Here is a 17,018-nt window from a genome sequence, read left to right as displayed (position 1 = left end):
GTGTTCGCGCGGATGATCATCGACGACCCCGAGCTGACCGGAGTCGCGGCGGTCCTGTTCGACGAGTTCCATGAGCGCTCACTCGACGCCGACCTCGGCCTTGCGTTGGCGCTGGACGCCCAGTCCGCCCTGCGCGAGGACCTGCGCATCCTCGTCATGTCGGCCACGCTCGACGTGTCCCGGGTCGCGCATTTGATGGGCGGGGCGACAGTGATCGAAAGCGCCGGGCGAAGCCATCCGGTCGAGATCCGCCACGCCGACCGGCCGGCCGGCGAGCGCATCGAGGACAGCATGGCCCGCGCCATCGGCGCCGCGCATGCCGGGGAGCCGGGGTCGATCCTGGCCTTCCTTCCCGGCCAGGCGGAGATCCACCGGACGGTCGAGCGGCTCGAGGGGCGGTTCGGAGGCGACAGCCTGCTCGTGCCGCTGTACGGCAACCTGACGCAGCAGCAACAGGACGAGGCGATCCGGCCGCCGCCGCCGGGCAAGCGCAAGATCGTGCTGGCGACCGCGATCGCCGAGACCTCGATCACCATCGACGGCGTTCGGATCGTCATCGACAGCGGTCTGCAGCGGTTGCCGGTGTTCGAGGCCTCGACCGGCATCACGCGGCTGGAGACGGTGCGTGTCTCGCGTGCCTCCGCCGACCAGCGGGCCGGGCGCGCCGGGCGCACCGAACCGGGCATCGCGATCCGGCTCTGGCACCCGGGCCAGACCGCGGCACTGACCGCCTTCACCCCGCCGCAGATCCTGGCCAGCGACCTGTCGGGCCTTGTGCTCGACCTTGCGCAATGGGGCGTGACCGATCCGGCAAGCCTGATGTTCATCGACCCGCCCCCACCGGCAAGCCTTGAAGAGGCGCGTGCATTGCTGCGCCTGCTGGGCGCGATCGATGCCACCGGCGGACTGACGGCCGCGGGCCGGAAAATGCGGGCGCTGGCGCTGCCCCCGCGGCTCGCCGCGATGGTGTTCCATGCCGCCGGCGAAGGACTGGCACGCGAGGCGGCAATGCTGGCCGTTCTCCTGACCGAGCGCGGACTCGGCGGGTCGTCGCTCGATCTCGAGGAACGGCTGCGGCGATTCAAGGTCGAGCGCGGCGATCGGGCCGAGTCGTCACGGCGGCTGGCGATGCGCATGGCGGACTTGGCGGGCGCGAAGGTCGCGACCCTTCCGGCCAGCGCGGGGGCGCTGCTGATGCATGCGTTCCCTGACCGGATCGCGCTGCAGCGCGGTGGACGCGGGCGGTTCGTCATGGCGAACGGTCGCGGCGCGGAATTGCCGGAGACCGAACGCCTGGCCGGAAGCCAGATGCTGGTGATCGCCGACCTGACCGGCCAGGCCGGACGGCAGCGCATTCTGGCTGCGGCGGAGGTCAGCCGGTCCGAAGTCGAGGCGCAGATGGGCGAGCGGATTGTCCGCGAGGAACAATGCGTCTTCGACCCGGCCAGCCGCCAGGTCCGGGCGCGCCGGGTGACGCGGCTCGGAGCGATCATCCTCGACGAGACGCCGCAGCCGCGGCCCACAGGGGCGGCGGCGGCGGGGGCGCTCGCCGACGGGGTGCGACAACTCGGCCTGCAGGCCCTGCCCTTCTCCAAGGCCGGCGGCCAGTTGCGCGAACGCATCGGCTTTCTGTCCCGGAGCATGGGCACGCCGTGGCCGGACACCAGTGACGAGGCGCTGCTGGCGCGGCTCGACGACTGGTTCACGCCGTTCCAGCAGCAGACCCGCGGCCTTGACGAGGTCTCTCCGGGCAGCCTTGCGGACGGGCTGATGGCGCTGGTGCCGTTCGAGCTGCACCGCGACCTCGAACGCCTGGCGCCGACCCATTTCGAAGCACCGACCGGCCAGCGCCACCCGATCCGCTATGACGGCGCCGAGCCGACCTTGGCGATTCGCGTCCAGGAACTGTACGGACTGCGCCAGCATCCCGCCGTCGCGGGCGGGCGGCTGCCGCTGCTTCTGGAGCTGCTGTCGCCGGCGCACCGGCCGATCCAGACGACCCGCGACCTGCCGGGGTTCTGGGCCGGATCGTGGAAGGATGTGCGCTCCGAGATGCGGGGACGCTATCCGCGCCATCCCTGGCCCGAGGATCCGGCCAGCGCCATAGCGACGACACGGGCAAAGCCGCGTGGTACATGAGACGCTCCGGAGCCGCCCCGGCCACGGTCTGCAACCCTGAAGGACAAGCAGCAAATGTCCCACAGCGACATCGCCGACATCCGTCACAGCCGGCGGCTGAGGCTGGAAACGCTGATCCGGCTGCGGTGGCTCGCGGTCGCCGGACAGGCGATCGCCGTGATCGTCGTCGCCTTCTGGCTCGGCTTTCCGCTTCCGCTGGTGTCGTGCGGCGTGCTGATCGCCCTGCTGGCGGCCGTCAACTTCTATCTCGCGGTGCGCTACCCGCCGGCGCAGCGGCTGACGTCCGGCGCCGCCCTGGCGTTGCTGGCCTTCGACCTCGGCCAGCTGATGGCCTTGCTGCTCATCACCGGCGGCCTTGCCAACCCCTTCGCGTCGCTGGTCTGCGTGCCGGTGATCATTTCGTCCTCGGCCCAGCCGATCCGCTACAGTCTGGCGCTCGGCATCCTGGCGGTCGCGGGGATCACCATGCTCGCGTTCACGCCCTTTCCCTTGCCGTGGTTCCCCGGCACCGTGCTGGTCGTGCCGCCGGTCCTGACGGCCGGCTTCTGGTTCGCGATCGTGTCGACGACCGCCTTTGCCGCCTTCTATTCCTATCGCGTGTCGCTCGAGGCCTCGGAACTGTCCGACGCCCTTGCCGCGACCGAACTGGTGCTGCAGCGCGAGAAGCACCTGTCGCAACTCGACGGCCTTGCCGCCGCCGCCGCCCACGAACTGGGAACGCCGCTCGCCACGATCAGCGTCGTCGCCAAGGAAATGGAGCGGGAACTGGGACGGGATCCGCGCTTCGGCGAGGATGTGCAGTTGCTGCGCAGCCAAAGCGAGCGCTGCCGCGACATTCTGCGGCGGCTGACGACGCTGTCGGCGGAGGACGAGGAACACATGCGGCGTCTGCCGCTGTCCTCCCTGCTGGAGGAGGTGATGGCGCCCCACCGCGAATTCGGCATAAGGCTGACGCTCGTCGAGGAAACCGAGCGCGACAACGAGCCCATCGGCCAGCGCAATGCGGGCATCCTGTACGGGCTGGGCAACCTCTTGGAGAACGCGGTCGATCACGCGCGCGAGGAGGTTACCGTCACCGCCAGCCACAACGCCGACCGGGTGAGGATTGTGATCGAGGACGACGGCGAAGGCTTTTCACCGGACATTCTGGTGCGGATCGGCGAACCCTACATGACGAAACGCCAGCGCGACGAGCGCGCCGGCGGTCTTGGCCTCGGCCTCTTCATCGCCAAGACGCTGCTGGAGCGATCCGGCGCGCGCCTGACTTTCGGCAACCGGCCGGGCGGAGCGCCCGGCGCTCGCGTGGAGGTCGAATGGCCGCGGGCGCGGATGGAGGCGCGGCTGGCGAAATGACTTTACCCCCCGGGGTGAACCGTTCATAAGAAATGGTCGTAAAGCGAGGAAAATCAGCGGACTTGCGAAATGGCAGAGAAGATCGATGCGCCCGCCCCCGGACAAGACGCCAGCGATGCCGACTATATCGGCAGCGACCGCTCACTCCTGATCGTCGATGACGACGGCCCGTTCCTTCGGCGGCTGGCGCGCGCCATGGAAGCCCGCGGCTTCCTCGTCGACGCCGCCGAATCGGTCGCCGAGGGCATCGCCAAGGCGAAGGGCGCGCCGCCCAAATACGCCGTGGTCGACCTCAGGCTCGGCGATGGCAGCGGCCTCGACGTCATCGCCGCAATCCGCCAGCGTCGCGACGACACCCGCATCATCATGCTGACCGGCTACGGCAACATTGCGACGGCCGTGAATGCCGTCAAGCTCGGCGCCGTCGACTACCTGGCCAAGCCGGCGGATGCCGACGATATCTTTTCGGCGCTTACCCAGAAGCCTGGCGAAAAGGCGGAACTGCCGGAAAATCCGATGTCGGCGGACCGGGTGCGCTGGGAGCATATCCAGCGGGTGTACGAAATGTGCGACCGCAACGTCTCGGAGACGGCCCGCCGGCTCAACATGCACCGCCGCACACTGCAGCGCATCCTGGCCAAGCGCGCCCCGAAATAGAGGCTGCAGGCGGTCAGTCGCGCTCGCCGGAGGCGATCTCGACCATCGCCGCCCCGCATTCCGTCCGATCCATCAGCAACTCTGCCTGCAGCAGCCGGCTGGCGGCGACCCGCGCGAAGGCGAGGGTGACCGACTTGCGCGTGGACGGGGCGAGCCTGTGTTCGGGCGCGTCGCGGATGATATGGGCGCCGTATCCGTCCGAAACCAGCAGACCGCACTCCGCGGGGAAGATGTCCAGCGGCACCCCCCGGTGGGTGGCGAAGAACAGCCGGTCGCAATGCCTACCGTAGTCGGGCCATTTGCGGTCGACGCGAAAATCCTCGATCGAGGTCTTGATCTCGACGATCCAGACTTCGCCCTTCGGCGACAGGCTGACAAGGTCCGCGCGCCGGCCACTGGCGAGCGACATCTCGGCCAGCAGTGCATGACCCAGGTCGGTGAAGAGGCGCTGGACGCCGCGCCGGACCATCATTGCGCGCTCCGACTGCCGGCCGTCGGCGAGCGGATTGTCATTGTGCAGCGATACGATCGTCACGGTGAAGGCCTCGGTAAATCGACCCGGCCAGCATAGCAGACGGCGGCGCGCTTGGCCTCCCCTGCGTAGCCTCACGGCATTGTTGCAAAAAAGCAATCCGCATCCGTTTTGCACCTGCACAAGATGCCGGAGCGGCGCGCGCGCTTGCAATGGCCCGTGAATCGAAAATAAATCGGGCTCAGCGGACGTCCGCCCACAGGCACGTCACCCCCCGAATCGAAGAGACCAAGATGCACCTTCGCACCGCCCTGTTCCTTTGCGGCCTCGCAGCGTCGATGACGCTCGCCGGATGTTCCTCCGTTCCCTCTGCCACGCCGGTCATCGGCGAACAGGTCGCTGTCAATGCGATCTTCACCTCCGAATACGGCGCTGTCCAGGACCACGGCTATGCTCTGCCGGCCATTCCGATCCAGCGCGTCGATTCCAAATACCACCGCCAGATTGTCGACTACAGGACCACCGAGAAGCCCGGGACGATCGTGGTCAACACCCCGACGCGCTTCCTCTACTTCGTCTTGCCCGGCGGCAAGGCCGTGCGCTACGGCATTGGAGTCGGCAAGCAGGGCTTTGCCTGGGAGGGCGAGGCCTATATCGCCTGGAAGCAGGAATGGCCGATGTGGCACCCGCCGGAGGAGATGGCCGAGCGCAAGCCCGAGGTCGCCAAATACGTGAAGGACGGCATGCAGCCGGGACTAACCAACCCGCTCGGCGCCCGCGCGCTCTATCTGTTCAACGACAAGGGTCAGGACACGCTGTTCCGCCTGCATGGCACGCCCGAATGGACCTCGATCGGAACGGCGGCCTCCTCGGGCTGCATCCGCCTGATGAACCAGGACATCATCGACCTCTATGCACGCGTGCGGCCCGGCCGCAGTGCCCGGGTCGTCGTGCAGCAATAGCTCGGTCCAAGCGATCCCATGCAAAAGGCCGCCGGGTCCCCCCGGCGGCCTTTTGCATGTCAGTGGCATCCAGTCACCTGCTTTGCGCGGCCTTGAACTCGAGCCGGCGACGGTGCAGGACCGGCTCGGTGTAGCCGCTCGGCTGCTCGCGGCCCTTCAGGACCAGTTCACAGGCCGCCTGGAAGGCGATCGAGGCATCGAAGTCCGGCGCCATCGGCCGGTAGTGCGGGTCGGCGGCGTTCTGCTGGTCGACCACGGCGGCCATGCGGCGCATCGTTTCGAGCACCTGCGCCTCGGTAACGACGCCTTGGAGCAGCCAGTTGGCCATGTGCTGGGCGGAGATGCGCAAGGTGGCGCGATCCTCCATCAACCCGACATTGTCGATGTCGGGAACCTTCGAGCAGCCAACCCCCTGATCGATCCAGCGCACGACATAGCCGAGGATGCCCTGGGCGTTATTGTCGAGTTCGTTCTGGATTTCCGCGGCCGTCCAGTTCGGGCGCGTGGCGACCGGGACGGAGAGAATGTCGGAGAGCTTGGCGCGCGGACGGCTCTTCAGGCCCGCCTGGACCCCGGCGACATTGACGCGGTGATAGTGGGTGGCGTGCAGCGTGGCCGCGGTCGGCGACGGCACCCAGGCGGTGCTGGCACCGGCCTTGGGGTGGGCGATTTTTTGCTCCAGCATCGCGGCCATCAGGTCGGGCATTGCCCACATGCCCTTCCCGATCTGGGCACGACCGGAAAAACCGCATTCCAGGCCGATATCGACGTTGTGGTTCTCATAGGCCGCGATCCAGGCGGACTGCTTCATGTCGCCCTTGCGGATCATCGGGCCGGCTTCGATGGAGGTGTGGATCTCGTCGCCGGTCCGATCGAGGAAGCCGGTATTGATGAAGAACACCCGTTCTCTGGCCGCGCGAATCGACTCCTTGAGATTGACGGTGGTGCGCCGCTCCTCGTCCATGATGCCCATCTTGACCGTGTTCGGCGCGAGGCCGAGCGCGTCCTCGACGCGACCGAACAGCTTGGCGGCGAAGGCAACCTCCTCCGGACCGTGCATCTTCGGTTTCACGACATAGACGGAACCGGCACGCGAATTCATGCGGCGGCCGTTCGGGCCGCTGTCGTGGAGCGCGATCAGAACCGTGATCATCGCGTCCATGATCCCTTCCGGCACCTCGTGTCCATCCTTGTCGCGGATGGCCGGGCTCGTCATCAGGTGGCCGACGTTGCGCACCAGCATCAGCGAGCGGCCGGGCAGCCTCAGTTCCGTCCCGTCCGGCGCGGTGTAGGTCTTGTCGGCGCTGAGGCGGCGCGTGAACGTCCTGCCACCCTTTTCCACTTGCTCCTCAAGATCGCCCTTCATCAGGCCGAGCCAGTTGCGATAGACGGTGACCTTGTCCGCCGCGTCGACGGCCGCAACCGAATCCTCGGCATCCATGATCGCCGTCAGCGCCGCCTCGATCCGGACATCGGAGATGCGTGCGGCGTCGCTGCCGCCGATCTCGGTGGCCGCGTCGATCACGATCTCGATGTGCAGCCCATTGTTGCGCAAAAGCAGGAGGCTGGGCGTGGCTGCCTCGCCAACATACCCGGCAAACTTGCCAGGCGACGCCAGGCCGACCATCTCGCCGTCTAAGAGCGCGGCGCTCAACCGGCCGCTCTTGACGGAAAGGGCTCTCACCTCGGACCAGCGGGCGCCTTCGAGCGGCACACTGGCATCGAGGAACCCGCGCACCCATGCGATCACCTGGGCGCCACGCCTTGGGTTGTAGGCAACGCCGCGCGCCGCGCCGTCGTCATCGGCAATGGCATCGGTCCCGTAAAGGGCGTCGTAGAGCGAGCCCCAGCGCGCATTGGCGGCATTGAGGGCGTAGCGGGCGTTCATCACCGGAACGACAAGCTGCGGGCCAGCAATCGTGGAGATCTCGGGATCGACATTGGCGGTGGCAATGGCGAAGTCGGAGCCTTCCGGCACGATGTAGCCGATTTCGCGCAGGTAGGCTTCGTAGGCGGCGAGGTTGCCCGGCGCCCCATTGGCCTTGTACCAGGCGTCCAGGCGCTCCTGCAGTCGGTCGCGCTTGTCCAGAAGCGCCCTGTTCTCCGGCGCCAGAGCCTCGACAATGGCGGCGAAGGCCGCAAAATAGCGGTCCCGATCGACGCCGGCTCCGGGGAGAGCCTCCTTGACGAGAAAGTCGTGAAGCTCGGCGTCGAAGGAGAGGCCGTGCTCGTTGGTAAAACTCATATGCCGCACTCCGCGTGTTCTGGACCGGCCCGGTCCCGGGATGGTGCCACTTTCCAGAGCCTGCCATCATAGTCAATTCGGCAATGGTTCAAAGAATTTGTTCCAAACCGGAACAAATCGCGCGCTATTGATCCGCGGCGATGCGCGGGCGGCCGCTGGCAGTGGCGGTGAAGCGGGCCTCGACCAGCTTTCTCGTTCCCTCGATCTCGGGCGCGTCGATCGATTCGTTCACGGAGACAGCGGGTTCATCAGCGCCATTAAGCCGAGCCGCGTGCAGCGCAGCCCCAATGGCGCGTTCACGCGCGAGCGCAAACGCCGCCTGTTCCTCCACCAACCGCACGCTGTCGCCGGCGCCGGCGACAACGAAGACACCCTCTTCCGGGGTGGTGACGAAGACGGTCACCGCCGCGCGCACCTGGCCGACCACCGCGCCGATGGCATTGGCAACATCGGCATCGGACGGGATCGAGGCCTCGGCCCCTAGCATTGCTGCGATCGCCGGATAGTAGACCGGTGCCGATGCGCCGAGACCGACGAGCGGGCGATCCAGATGCAGCCGGAACTGAACGATCCCCGCGGTCCGCCGCAGCGCCCGGTCGACAGGAAGCGATTCGGCCGGGTCGATGGCGCCGGCGCCATCTTCAGCCAGACAGGCGGCCATCACGACCTCCGCGGACTGGCGCGTCAGCCGGTCGATGATCGCCTGGGCGATCTCCTGCGCCGAGGCCGCGATCGGCCGTCCGGATCCGTCCTTGGCCCGCGCGGCGAGCTCGAGTCCGAGCCTTGCAGCCTCCCGGTCCCACTGGCCCTGCCGGCCGAGGACGTGCATCGAATCTGACGGCGTGATGGCGCACAGATGCACAAGCCCGCGCCCCACCAGCCGGTCGAGCGTCGCCTTTTGCAGCGTGCTCGTCAGCAAGCTGTCCAACGGCACCGGCACGGCCCCGATGCGATCGTAGAGCGCGCGTTCCTGTGCCTGCAGACCGCTTGCGAGGTGCTCCGGTACCCCGGTGCGCACCGCGAACCGGCCGTCATGGCGCCCCATGTGCTGCGCCCGCAACTGGCGTTCCAGCGCCGCATGCACAATGCCGCCATGGATTGTCGCCGCGAGGCTCAGCGGCAGAACGCGCCGCGGCCCGAGGTCGATCCTGGCGACGAGGCCGCGATCGTTGATGCGCACCTCCGAATCGCCCCCGAGCCCGTAGGTCCGCATGGCGACCGCCTCGACCATGGTCCGGTAGCCGCCGACGACCGCGCCCTCCGAGTCGAGGCGCGGGCGACCCTGGTCCAGCACCGCCACGTCGGTGGTTGTGCCGCCGATATCGGAGACGACGGCATTATCGAGTCCGGTGAGGTGCCGCGCGCCGACCAGGCTCGCGGCCGGCCCCGACAGGATCGTCTCGATCGGCCGGAGCCTGGCCTCGGCCGCAGAAATCAGCGCGCCGTCGCCGCGGACGACCATCATCGGCACCCGGATCCCGCGGCGCTCGAGATAGCCCTCGCAGGCGCCGATCAGGCGGTCGATCATCGAGACCAGGCGCGCATTGAGCAGCGTGGTCAGCGCCCGGCGCGGCCCGCCGAGCTTGGAGGACAGCTCGTGGCTGCAGGTGACAGGCAGATGCGAGATCGCGCGGATGCGGTCGCGCACGCGCTGTTCGTGGGCCGGATTGCGGACGGCGAAATAGCCGGCGACGGCGAAGGAGGAGACGGAGGCCGCGAGCTCCGGCAATGCCTTGTCGAGGGCGGTCAGGTCGAGCGGGTTTTCGTTGCCGTGCACGTTGTGGCCGCCGGGCAGGAAAATGACCGGGTCGTTGCCGAGCGCCTCGGCCAGGCCGTCGCGCTTCAGGTCGTCCGGGCCAAATCCGATCATCACGAGACCGGCCCGGCCGCCCTGCCCTTCGACGAGGGCATTGGTGGCCAGGGTCGTCGACAACGATACCAGGCTGATCGCCGTGACCGGGACCTGCGCCTGTTCCAGCACCGCCTCGACGGCCCCGGCAATGCCGACGGCCAGATCGTGCCGCGTGGTCAGCGCCTTGGCCTTCGCCGCGACACCGCCGGACTCGCTGAAGAGAACGGCGTCCGTGTAGGTCCCGCCCGTGTCGATGCCGAGTAACAAATGATCTGCCACGTGAACCGTCCGGATTTCATGCGCCGCGATGCCGGTGCGCAGGTTTATTGCATCCTTTGCGGGATTGCCACAGCTTCACGCGCGACATTCGTCGTCACGCCAGGAATGTCCGCTGCCTTTCGGCCTGCCGATCGATAGCCGCAGGTGAAAAGTCGCCCTCAGGCGCGGGCTGTCACCCGCATCGGCAATCCGTTCGCCGGCTGCGTGGTCAGCCGCTGCACCGGCCAAGGCCGCGTTGCCGGCGTGACGTCGAAGCGGTAGCGGTGCATCAGCACGGCGAGTGCGATCACCGCTTCCTGCAGCGCAAAGGTGGCGCCGATGCAGACGCGCGGCCCCGCGCCGAAGGGCAGGTACTGGAAGCGATCGATGTCAGCTCGGTTTTCGGGGAGGAATCGCTCGGGCACGAACGCCCGCGGCCTGTCCCAGTAGAGTTCGTGGCGGTGAAGCGTCCAAGGCATGATCAGAACGGTGATGTCTTTCGGGATGTCGACCGTCTCGCCATCAGGGCTGGTCCAGACATCGCTTTCGATGGCCGCACGATTGATCGAGGGTGCCGGGGGATAGAGGCGCATGCCCTCCTCGAAGGCCGCGCGCGTCCAGGGCATCAGGTCGAGCCAGGCAACCGGGTCGGCATCGGCGCCCAGAACGCGATCGATCTCCTGCTCCATTGCCTCGCGGGCGTGCGGGGTATTGGCAACGCAATAAAGGGTCCAGGCCAGCGCGCGCGCCGTCGTCTCGTGGCCGGCGCCGATGAAAGTCAGGATGTTGTCCTCGATCTCGCCATCGGTCAGCCCATCCGGCCCCGCCTGCTCCAGCAGAAGCGTGAGAAAATCCTGCGGCGCGGCACCGGCATCGGCCTTCATGCGCGCCAGCCGCTGACCCATCGTGCCGCGCACGATCGCACGGAACTTGTCGAGCACCTTCTGCCCGCCGATTCGCGTCAACCGCGGAACCCAGGATGGCGCCTTCAGCAGGTCCATCGGATCCACGCGCCCCATCCGATGCAGCAGCGCATTGACGTCGTCGGCAAAATGGCCGCCCGACGAAACGATCTCGCCGGAGAAAAGCGTTTCGGCGAGGATGGCAAAGGTCAGCTCCGTCATGTCGACGGCGATGTCGGCGACGGTGCCGCCGGTCGCGCCGCTCTCGTACTTGGCCGCATAGAGCTCGGACTGCCGCAGCATCTGGCCGGCAAAGCCCCTGGCGTGGCGCGGCGTGAAGATCGGTGCGACCGCCTTGCGCGACCGCTTCCAGATCGCACCCTCCGCGGTCAGCAGCCCGTCGCGCAGGATCGGCCGCAGCACCAGCTGGCGCACCTCCGCCATGCGGTAGTTCTGGGCGTTGTCCACAAGCACATGCTTGATCAGACCGGGATCGTTGACGATGAGCGTGTGCTCGCGAAAGAACCGCGTCTCGATCCAGGGCAGCGTGTAGGATGGAACACCCCACAGCTCAAGGGGATTGCGCAGGATGGTGCGGATGATCTCCAGCCGCGACGGCGGCACGGTCCGCGGCTGCGGTGCCGGTGGCTCGAATGGCTCCGGGCGCATGTCCATCGTTCACAACCTCGCACGCGCGGCCGTCGGCCGCGCCTTCCTGCGAAGTCTAGAGCAGCCCCTGCAATTCGGCCAGCTTGTCGTTGACGAGCCAGCCGTAATAGTTCTCCTCCGGCCAGTTGCTGGTGCCGTCCGCCCGGCGGCGAGCAAAGTCGGCCGCCCGCATGTCTGGATTGCCGACGTTGTAGAGCGTCGCGGTGACACCGGGATTGTCCGAAATGTCGACGCCGGCGATTCGCTTGTAGGCATCGATCGCGTGACGCAGCGCCGCCGCCATGTAGGCGAGCGAGATGTCCGGATCCATGATCGCCCGGTAGACACCGGCAGCGTCCTTTTCGTCCAGCGGCTTGTGGCCGGAAACGCGCGCCACCGTGTCGGTCAGCATCAGCGCGGTCAGCGGATTGATCTGGCCGAGGCCGAAGGTCTGTCCCGCGTAGAAGGGCTGGAAGAAAACGGCGGAGAAGCGATTGTCCGGATAGGCTGTGCCGCCGACCCGCTTGCCCCGGAAGGTGCGGTTCCAGACCGTCTCCCGGCACGACCACAGCGCATAGGACCCCTTGCTCTGTGCACAGGCGGCAAATTCGGGGCGACTGACGAACGTGTCGATGCTTTCCCCGTCATAGGCGAAGCGGAAGCTGTCGCCGGCATAGGATGCAGCCTTGATGTAGTAGCTCTGCAGGCGGTCGTAGGCGTCCACGTTGTAGGTGTGCTCGCCGACGATGGCGCCCACCATATGAATCGGGGCAATGCCGTATTGGGCGGCGACGGCCCGAATCTTGCCTACGAGTTCCCGGTCGGTCGCCAGCAGGTCGCGCACTCTCTCGTACTTGGCGTCAAAACTGGTCTTGCCTGCCTTGGTGCGGCGAACCGAGGCACCTGGAACGGCCGGCTGCTCGGCATGGCGATTGCCCGGCGGAACGACGTCGGCGGCATTCGCGGCGGTCACACCGGCGACCAGCAATGTGGCGGCAGTGACGAGCATTCGCAGCAGATGTCGCAAGATCCGGTCTCCGATGTCCTGATTTGATGGCCGGCCCTCCGCCGGGCCCGTCTCCGCGGCACCCCATGCAGGCAAATCATGTCGGAATGATGCCGACCCCTCGCGAAGGCGAAAACATGCCCGGGTTCTAAAGTGAAGCGCGGCGCCTGTCGAGAGAGCGCCGCGTCATCGGGCCAAATCAGAGGATGTAACGCGACAGATCCGTGTTGGCGGCGAGCGTGCCGACGTGCTCGCGCACGTAGGCGGCATCGATCATAACCGTGTTTCCGACCTTGTCCGGGGCCTCGAACGAAATCTCGTCCAGCACCCGCTCCATCACCGTCTGCAGGCGCCGCGCGCCGATATTCTCGACGTTGGCATTCAACTGCACGGCGACATCGGCAAGGGCGTCGATCGCGTCCTCGGTGAAGTCGAGCGTCACCTGCTCGGTTTCCATCAGCGCCTTGTACTGACGGATCAGGCTCGCCTCGGTCTCGGTGAGGATGCGGCGAAAGTCCTCCTTGGTCAGGGCGCGAAGCTCGACCCGGATCGGCAGGCGGCCTTGCAACTCCGGCAGCAGGTCGGACGGCTTGGCGACGTGAAAGGCGCCGGAGGCGATGAACAGGATATGGTCGGTCTTCACCGGGCCGTACTTCGTCGCGACCGTGGTGCCCTCGACAAGGGGCAGCAGGTCACGCTGCACGCCCTCGCGGGAGACACCGGCACCGAGGCCGCCGTCCCGCGCGGCGATCTTGTCGATCTCATCGAGGAAGACGATGCCGTCGTTCTCGACCGACTGGATCGCCTCGCGCTGAATCTGCTCGTTGTCGATGAGCTTGTCGGACTCGTCGGCGATCAACAGCTTGTAGGAGTCCTTCACCGTCGTCTTGACCTTCCGGGTGCGACCACCGAGAGCCTTGCCGAACATCTCGGAAAGGTTGAGCACGCCGACATTGGCGCCCGGCATGCCGGGAATCTCGAAGCCCGGCAGACCGCTGCCGGTATCGGCGACGTCGATCTCGATTTCCTTGTCGTCCAGCTCGTTGTTGCGGAGCTTCTTGCGGAAGGAATCACGCGTCGCCGGCGAGGCAGTGGCCCCGACCAGGGCATCAAGCACCCGTTCCTCGGCATTCATGTGCGCCTTTGCCGTTACCTCGGCGCGCTTCTTCTCGCGCACCAGGCCGATACCGACCTCGACCAGGTCGCGCACGATCTGCTCGACGTCGCGGCCGACGTAGCCGACCTCGGTGAACTTGGTCGCCTCGACCTTGACGAAGGGCGCGCCGGCCAGCTTGGCAAGACGGCGCGAGATCTCCGTCTTGCCGACGCCGGTCGGGCCGATCATCAGGATGTTCTTCGGCATGACCTCGTCGCGCAGGTCGTCACCGAGCTGCTGCCGGCGCCAGCGGTTGCGCAGGGCGATGGCCACGGCCCGCTTGGCATCCTTCTGGCCGATGATGTAGCGGTCAAGTTCGGAAACGATCTCGCGGGGGGAAAAATTACTCATCTCGTTCTCGCCTTCGGGCCCGGTCCCGAGCCATCATCAGCGCCGGACCGTCCTCTGTCTGTCGTTGATCAAAGACACGGAACCCCGCCTTGCCGTAGGCTCGGATCGCCGGTCTATTGTCGGGATGCGGATCGATGATGACCCGTTCCGTCCCGTTTTCGTATAGCCTTTCGACGAAGGCCTTCAGTATCTTCGTCCCCAAGCCCCTGCCCGTCAGCGAAGGTGGGCCAATGAACTGGTCGATGCCGATGGTTCCGGCCGGCTGGTCGCCGTAGATGTGCGCCGGCCCGTCGACGACGTAGCTCTGGATGTAGCCGATCGCCTCGTCGTTCAGCAGCACCAGATAGGGCTCGACCAGCCGATCGTCGAAATGGCCGCGGATCGCGGCAATCTCGTCCTCCGGCACCCCCCACCAGCGCCGAACATGCGGCTCGGCCAGCCAACGGCGCAGAAGCGGAAGATCCGCCCGCGTCACCGGCCGGAAACCGATCACCTCAGCGCTCGGCATCCAGCGTCTCGACCACCACGTTGTGGTTGGTATAGACGCAAATCTCGCCGGCAATCTGCATCGCGCGCCGGGCGATATCCTCAGCCGACATGTCTGTCTCGATCAGCGCGCGCGCGGCGGCGAAGGCATAGTTGCCGCCCGAACCGATCGCAAGCGTACCGTGTTCGGGCTCCAGCACGTCGCCGTTGCCGGTAATCGCCAGCGTGATCGACCGGTCCGCGACCAGCATCATCGCCTCGAGATTGCGCAGGTACTTGTTGGTCCGCCAGTCCTTGGCGAGCTCGACGGCGGCCCGCATCAGCTGGTCGGGGTATTGCTCGAGCTTCTCCTCGAGCCGTTCGAGCAGCGTGAAAGCATCGGCGGTGGCGCCCGCGAAACCGGCGATCACGTCGCCCTTCCCGAGCCGGCGCACCTTGCGCGCATTGCCCTTCATCACCGTCTGGCCGAGGCTCACCTGGCCGTCGCCCGCCATCACCACCTTGCCGCCCTTGCGGACGGTGATGATGGTCGTGGCATGCATCGTTCCATAGCGATCATGTTCACTCATTGGCATACCCAAGCATTCGCGCCCGCCGGAGCCGGACGCGCGCCGCCCGTGACGGGCCGGCTTTCTGGTTGCCTATGTAGGGGGCGAGCCGCCAATTGCAATCGGCCGATGCACCGCAGCCTTTGCGATCCGCGAATACTGGTCATTTGCCCGCACGCCTGATATGGGGTCGGCGAAGGATTTCTTCGAACATTCAGGGTGCGCAAGACCAATGAGCCGCAAAGCCAGCATTTCCCGCAAGACGAACGAGACGGCCGTTTCCGTGACCGTCGACCTCGACGGCACCGGCACGGCAAAGGTCTCGACGGGCGTCGGCTTCTTCGACCACATGCTGGACCAGTTGTCCCGCCACTCGCTGATCGACATGGCGATCGAGACCAAGGGCGACCTCCACATCGATGATCACCACACGGTGGAAGACACCGGGATTGCCATCGGTCAGGCGATCGCCAAGGCCCTCGGCGATCGCCGCGGCATCACGCGCTACGCCTCGCTCGACCTTGCCATGGACGAGACGATGACGCGGGCGGCGGTCGACGTTTCCGGCCGTCCGTTCCTCGTCTGGAACGTCAGCTTCTCGGCGCCGAAGATCGGCACCTTCGACACGGAACTGGTGCGCGAATTCTTCCAGGCGCTGGCGCAGAACGCGGGGATCACCCTGCATGTGCAGAACATCTACGGCGCCAACAACCACCACGTCGCGGAGACCTGCTTCAAGTCCGTCGCCCGGGTGCTTCGCACGGCAACCGAAATCGATCCCCGCCAGCAAGGCCGCATCCCCTCGACGAAGGGGTCGCTGGCCTGACCGGCAGACCGGCAGGATGTCCACGTTGACCGCATCTTACCTGATCATGACCCCGCCCGGCGCCCCTGCCGGGACCGAGAAGGCGATCTTCATCCGCGACGGCTTTCGCTGGTCGGCGTTCTTCTTTCCCGCGATCTGGCTTCTCGTCCATCGCCTCTGGTTCTGGGGGTTGCTGGCAGTGGTGCTGCAATTTTCGGCCGCGGCCCTGTCCTTGTCGGCCGAGCTTGCCGGGGCCGGCTGGGTGCTGACGCTGGCCGTCTCGCTGCTGACGGCGCTGGAGGGCCCGCAGGCGCTGGCCCGCACCCGCGAGGAGCGCGACTGGACGTTGCGAACCGTCGTCTCGGCCCGCGATCTCGAATCTGCCGAGCAGATCTACTACGGCGACCAGGTGTCGGCGGGAGCGCAGGCGCCGGCCACCGTCCCAAGTATCGATGCACCCGCCAAGGCCGCCCGCCCGCCCGCGCTCGGCCTCCTCGGCTATGACGGAGAATGAGCATGCGCGTGGCCATCATCGACTACGGTTCGGGCAATCTCCGCTCCGCCACGAAGGCCTTCGAGCGGGCCGCGCACGAGGCCGGCATTGCCGCCGAGATTGACCTGACCGATCGCCCCGAACGGGTGGCATCGGCCGATCGGGTGGTGCTCCCGGGGGTCGGTGCCTACGCCGACTGCCGGCGCGGGCTGGACGCCGTGCCTGGCATGCTTGATGCCCTGCGCGGCGCGGTCGAGCAGGGCGGCCGCCCGTTCCTCGGCATCTGCGTCGGCATGCAGCTGATGTCCTCTCGCGGCCTGGAGAAGACCGTGACGCCCGGACTCGGCTGGATCGGCGGCGACGTCGTTCCGATCGAGCCGGACGCGCCGGAGCTGAAGATCCCCCAGATCGGCTGGAACACGCTGGAACCGAAGCGGGCGCACCCGCTCTTTGCCGGCATCAAGACCGGCGCAGACGGCCTGCACGCCTATTTCGTCCACTCCTACCATCTCGCCGCGGCCGACCCGGACGACGTGGTGGCGACGGTCGACTACGGCGGGCCGACGACCGCGTTTGTCGCCCGCGACAACAAGGCCGGCGCGCAGTTCCACCCCGAGAAGAGCCAGGCCCTCGGCCTGGCCCTGATCACGAACTTCCTGCGCTGGATGCCCTGACGGGCGCGCCG

At 67.0% G+C, this 17,018-nt stretch carries 15 protein-coding genes (1 of these 15 cut by a window edge); 7 read left to right on the top strand and 8 right to left on the bottom strand.

Translation table 11 applies throughout. The features are described 5' to 3' along the window. The 3 genes from hrpB to ACXAGF_RS20070 form a co-directional block, all read left to right on the top strand. A protein-coding gene (hrpB, locus tag ACXAGF_RS20080) for an ATP-dependent helicase HrpB (RefSeq protein ID WP_475019128.1) crosses the window boundary here: on the top strand, positions 1-2,139 show its 3' portion. The gene continues 345 nt to the left of window position 1, outside the view; only the last 2,139 of its 2,484 coding nucleotides appear in the window; its start codon lies off the left edge, out of view; it ends in the stop codon at positions 2,137-2,139. A 54-nt stretch (positions 2,140-2,193) separates the two neighbouring features. Further along, positions 2,194-3,492, top strand: a complete 1,299-nt coding sequence (locus tag ACXAGF_RS20075) for an ActS/PrrB/RegB family redox-sensitive histidine kinase (RefSeq protein WP_475019127.1) — start codon at positions 2,194-2,196, stop codon at positions 3,490-3,492. 69 nt (positions 3,493-3,561) lie between these two features. Continuing rightward, positions 3,562-4,149, top strand: a complete 588-nt coding sequence (locus tag ACXAGF_RS20070) for an ActR/PrrA/RegA family redox response regulator transcription factor (protein ID WP_475019126.1) — start codon at positions 3,562-3,564, stop codon at positions 4,147-4,149. Between the two features lie 13 nt (positions 4,150-4,162). On the opposite strand, the gene ACXAGF_RS20065 is transcribed toward ACXAGF_RS20070, so the two are convergent. Beyond that, positions 4,163-4,684 carry an MmcB family DNA repair protein gene (locus ACXAGF_RS20065; RefSeq protein ID WP_475019125.1) on the bottom strand — a complete coding sequence of 174 codons (522 nt, stop codon included), beginning with the start codon at positions 4,682-4,684 and terminating at the stop codon, positions 4,163-4,165. A 230-nt stretch (positions 4,685-4,914) separates the two neighbouring features. Here ACXAGF_RS20065 and ACXAGF_RS20060 point away from each other — a divergent pair, with 230 nt between their 5' ends. After that, positions 4,915-5,583, top strand: coding sequence for a L,D-transpeptidase (locus ACXAGF_RS20060; protein ID WP_475019124.1), 669 nt, complete (start codon positions 4,915-4,917; stop codon positions 5,581-5,583). Positions 5,584-5,656: 73 nt separating this feature from the next. Here the strand turns inward: ACXAGF_RS20060 and ACXAGF_RS20055 are convergent, their stop codons facing one another. The 7 genes from ACXAGF_RS20055 to hslV all read right to left on the bottom strand — a co-directional run bounded on the left by ACXAGF_RS20055 (position 5,657) and on the right by hslV (position 15,056). Continuing rightward, the gene (locus ACXAGF_RS20055) at positions 5,657-7,828 is read right to left on the bottom strand and encodes a malate synthase G (protein WP_475019123.1); all 2,172 of its coding nucleotides are present in this window, start codon (positions 7,826-7,828) and stop codon (positions 5,657-5,659) included. Positions 7,829-7,952: 124 nt separating this feature from the next. After that, the gene (locus tag ACXAGF_RS20050; protein ID WP_475019122.1) at positions 7,953-9,959 is read right to left on the bottom strand and encodes a hydantoinase/oxoprolinase N-terminal domain-containing protein; all 2,007 of its coding nucleotides are present in this window, start codon (positions 9,957-9,959) and stop codon (positions 7,953-7,955) included. A 158-nt stretch (positions 9,960-10,117) separates the two neighbouring features. Then, a complete protein-coding gene (locus ACXAGF_RS20045) occupies positions 10,118-11,515 on the bottom strand; it encodes a cytochrome P450 (RefSeq protein ID WP_475019121.1) in 1,398 nt (465 codons plus the stop codon). A gap of 49 nt (positions 11,516-11,564) precedes the next feature. Continuing rightward, positions 11,565-12,497, bottom strand: a complete 933-nt coding sequence (locus tag ACXAGF_RS20040) for a DUF1402 family protein (RefSeq protein WP_475019361.1) — start codon at positions 12,495-12,497, stop codon at positions 11,565-11,567. Positions 12,498-12,693: 196 nt separating this feature from the next. Next, positions 12,694-14,001 (bottom strand): ATP-dependent protease ATPase subunit HslU, encoded by a 1,308-nt coding sequence (hslU, locus tag ACXAGF_RS20035; RefSeq protein WP_475019120.1) that lies wholly within the window; start codon positions 13,999-14,001, stop codon positions 12,694-12,696. Next, complete coding sequence (locus ACXAGF_RS20030) at positions 13,994-14,509, bottom strand: GNAT family N-acetyltransferase (protein ID WP_475019119.1); 516 nt, start codon at positions 14,507-14,509, stop codon at positions 13,994-13,996. The genes hslU and ACXAGF_RS20030 overlap by 8 nt, the downstream gene beginning before the upstream one ends. After that, a complete protein-coding gene (gene hslV, locus ACXAGF_RS20025) occupies positions 14,496-15,056 on the bottom strand; it encodes an ATP-dependent protease subunit HslV (protein ID WP_475019118.1) in 561 nt (186 codons plus the stop codon). Before hslV ends, ACXAGF_RS20030 begins: the two co-directional genes overlap by 14 nt. A gap of 211 nt (positions 15,057-15,267) precedes the next feature. Between hslV and hisB the strand changes: the two genes are divergently transcribed. From hisB to hisH, 3 genes are read left to right on the top strand one after another with little or no spacing between them, the layout of a single operon-like run. Further along, positions 15,268-15,861 carry an imidazoleglycerol-phosphate dehydratase HisB gene (gene hisB, locus ACXAGF_RS20020; RefSeq protein ID WP_475019117.1) on the top strand — a complete coding sequence of 198 codons (594 nt, stop codon included), beginning with the start codon at positions 15,268-15,270 and terminating at the stop codon, positions 15,859-15,861. A gap of 25 nt (positions 15,862-15,886) precedes the next feature. After that, entirely contained in the window at positions 15,887-16,354 is a 468-nt protein-coding gene (locus ACXAGF_RS20015; RefSeq protein ID WP_475019116.1) for a DUF2628 domain-containing protein, read from the top strand. Positions 16,355-16,356: 2 nt separating this feature from the next. Beyond that, positions 16,357-17,007 carry an imidazole glycerol phosphate synthase subunit HisH gene (gene hisH, locus ACXAGF_RS20010; protein WP_475019115.1) on the top strand — a complete coding sequence of 217 codons (651 nt, stop codon included), beginning with the start codon at positions 16,357-16,359 and terminating at the stop codon, positions 17,005-17,007. Positions 17,008-17,018 lie beyond the last annotated feature (11 nt).

It is taken from the genome of Mycoplana sp. ABR4_002 (assembly GCF_056159645.1).
This window is presented reverse-complemented; position numbering and strand designations above follow the sequence as displayed.

Bases quoted from the DNA above. Each gene is read 5' to 3' on its own strand.
- hslV (WP_475019118.1), bottom strand. From the start codon at position 15,056: ATGAGTGAACATGATCGCTATGGAACGATGCATGCCACGACCATCATC.
- ACXAGF_RS20075 (WP_475019127.1), top strand. From the start codon at position 2,194: ATGTCCCACAGCGACATCGCCGACATCCGTCACAGCCGGCGGCTGAGG.
- ACXAGF_RS20040 (WP_475019361.1), bottom strand. From the start codon at position 12,497: ATGCTCGTCACTGCCGCCACATTGCTGGTCGCCGGTGTGACCGCCGCG.
- hisB (WP_475019117.1), top strand. From the start codon at position 15,268: ATGAGCCGCAAAGCCAGCATTTCCCGCAAGACGAACGAGACGGCCGTT.
- ACXAGF_RS20045 (WP_475019121.1), bottom strand. From the start codon at position 11,515: ATGGACATGCGCCCGGAGCCATTCGAGCCACCGGCACCGCAGCCGCGG.
- hisH (WP_475019115.1), top strand. From the start codon at position 16,357: ATGCGCGTGGCCATCATCGACTACGGTTCGGGCAATCTCCGCTCCGCC.
- hslU (WP_475019120.1), bottom strand. From the start codon at position 14,001: ATGAGTAATTTTTCCCCCCGCGAGATCGTTTCCGAACTTGACCGCTAC.
- ACXAGF_RS20030 (WP_475019119.1), bottom strand. From the start codon at position 14,509: ATGCCGAGCGCTGAGGTGATCGGTTTCCGGCCGGTGACGCGGGCGGAT.
- ACXAGF_RS20055 (WP_475019123.1), bottom strand. From the start codon at position 7,828: ATGAGTTTTACCAACGAGCACGGCCTCTCCTTCGACGCCGAGCTTCAC.
- ACXAGF_RS20060 (WP_475019124.1), top strand. From the start codon at position 4,915: ATGCACCTTCGCACCGCCCTGTTCCTTTGCGGCCTCGCAGCGTCGATG.
- ACXAGF_RS20070 (WP_475019126.1), top strand. From the start codon at position 3,562: ATGGCAGAGAAGATCGATGCGCCCGCCCCCGGACAAGACGCCAGCGAT.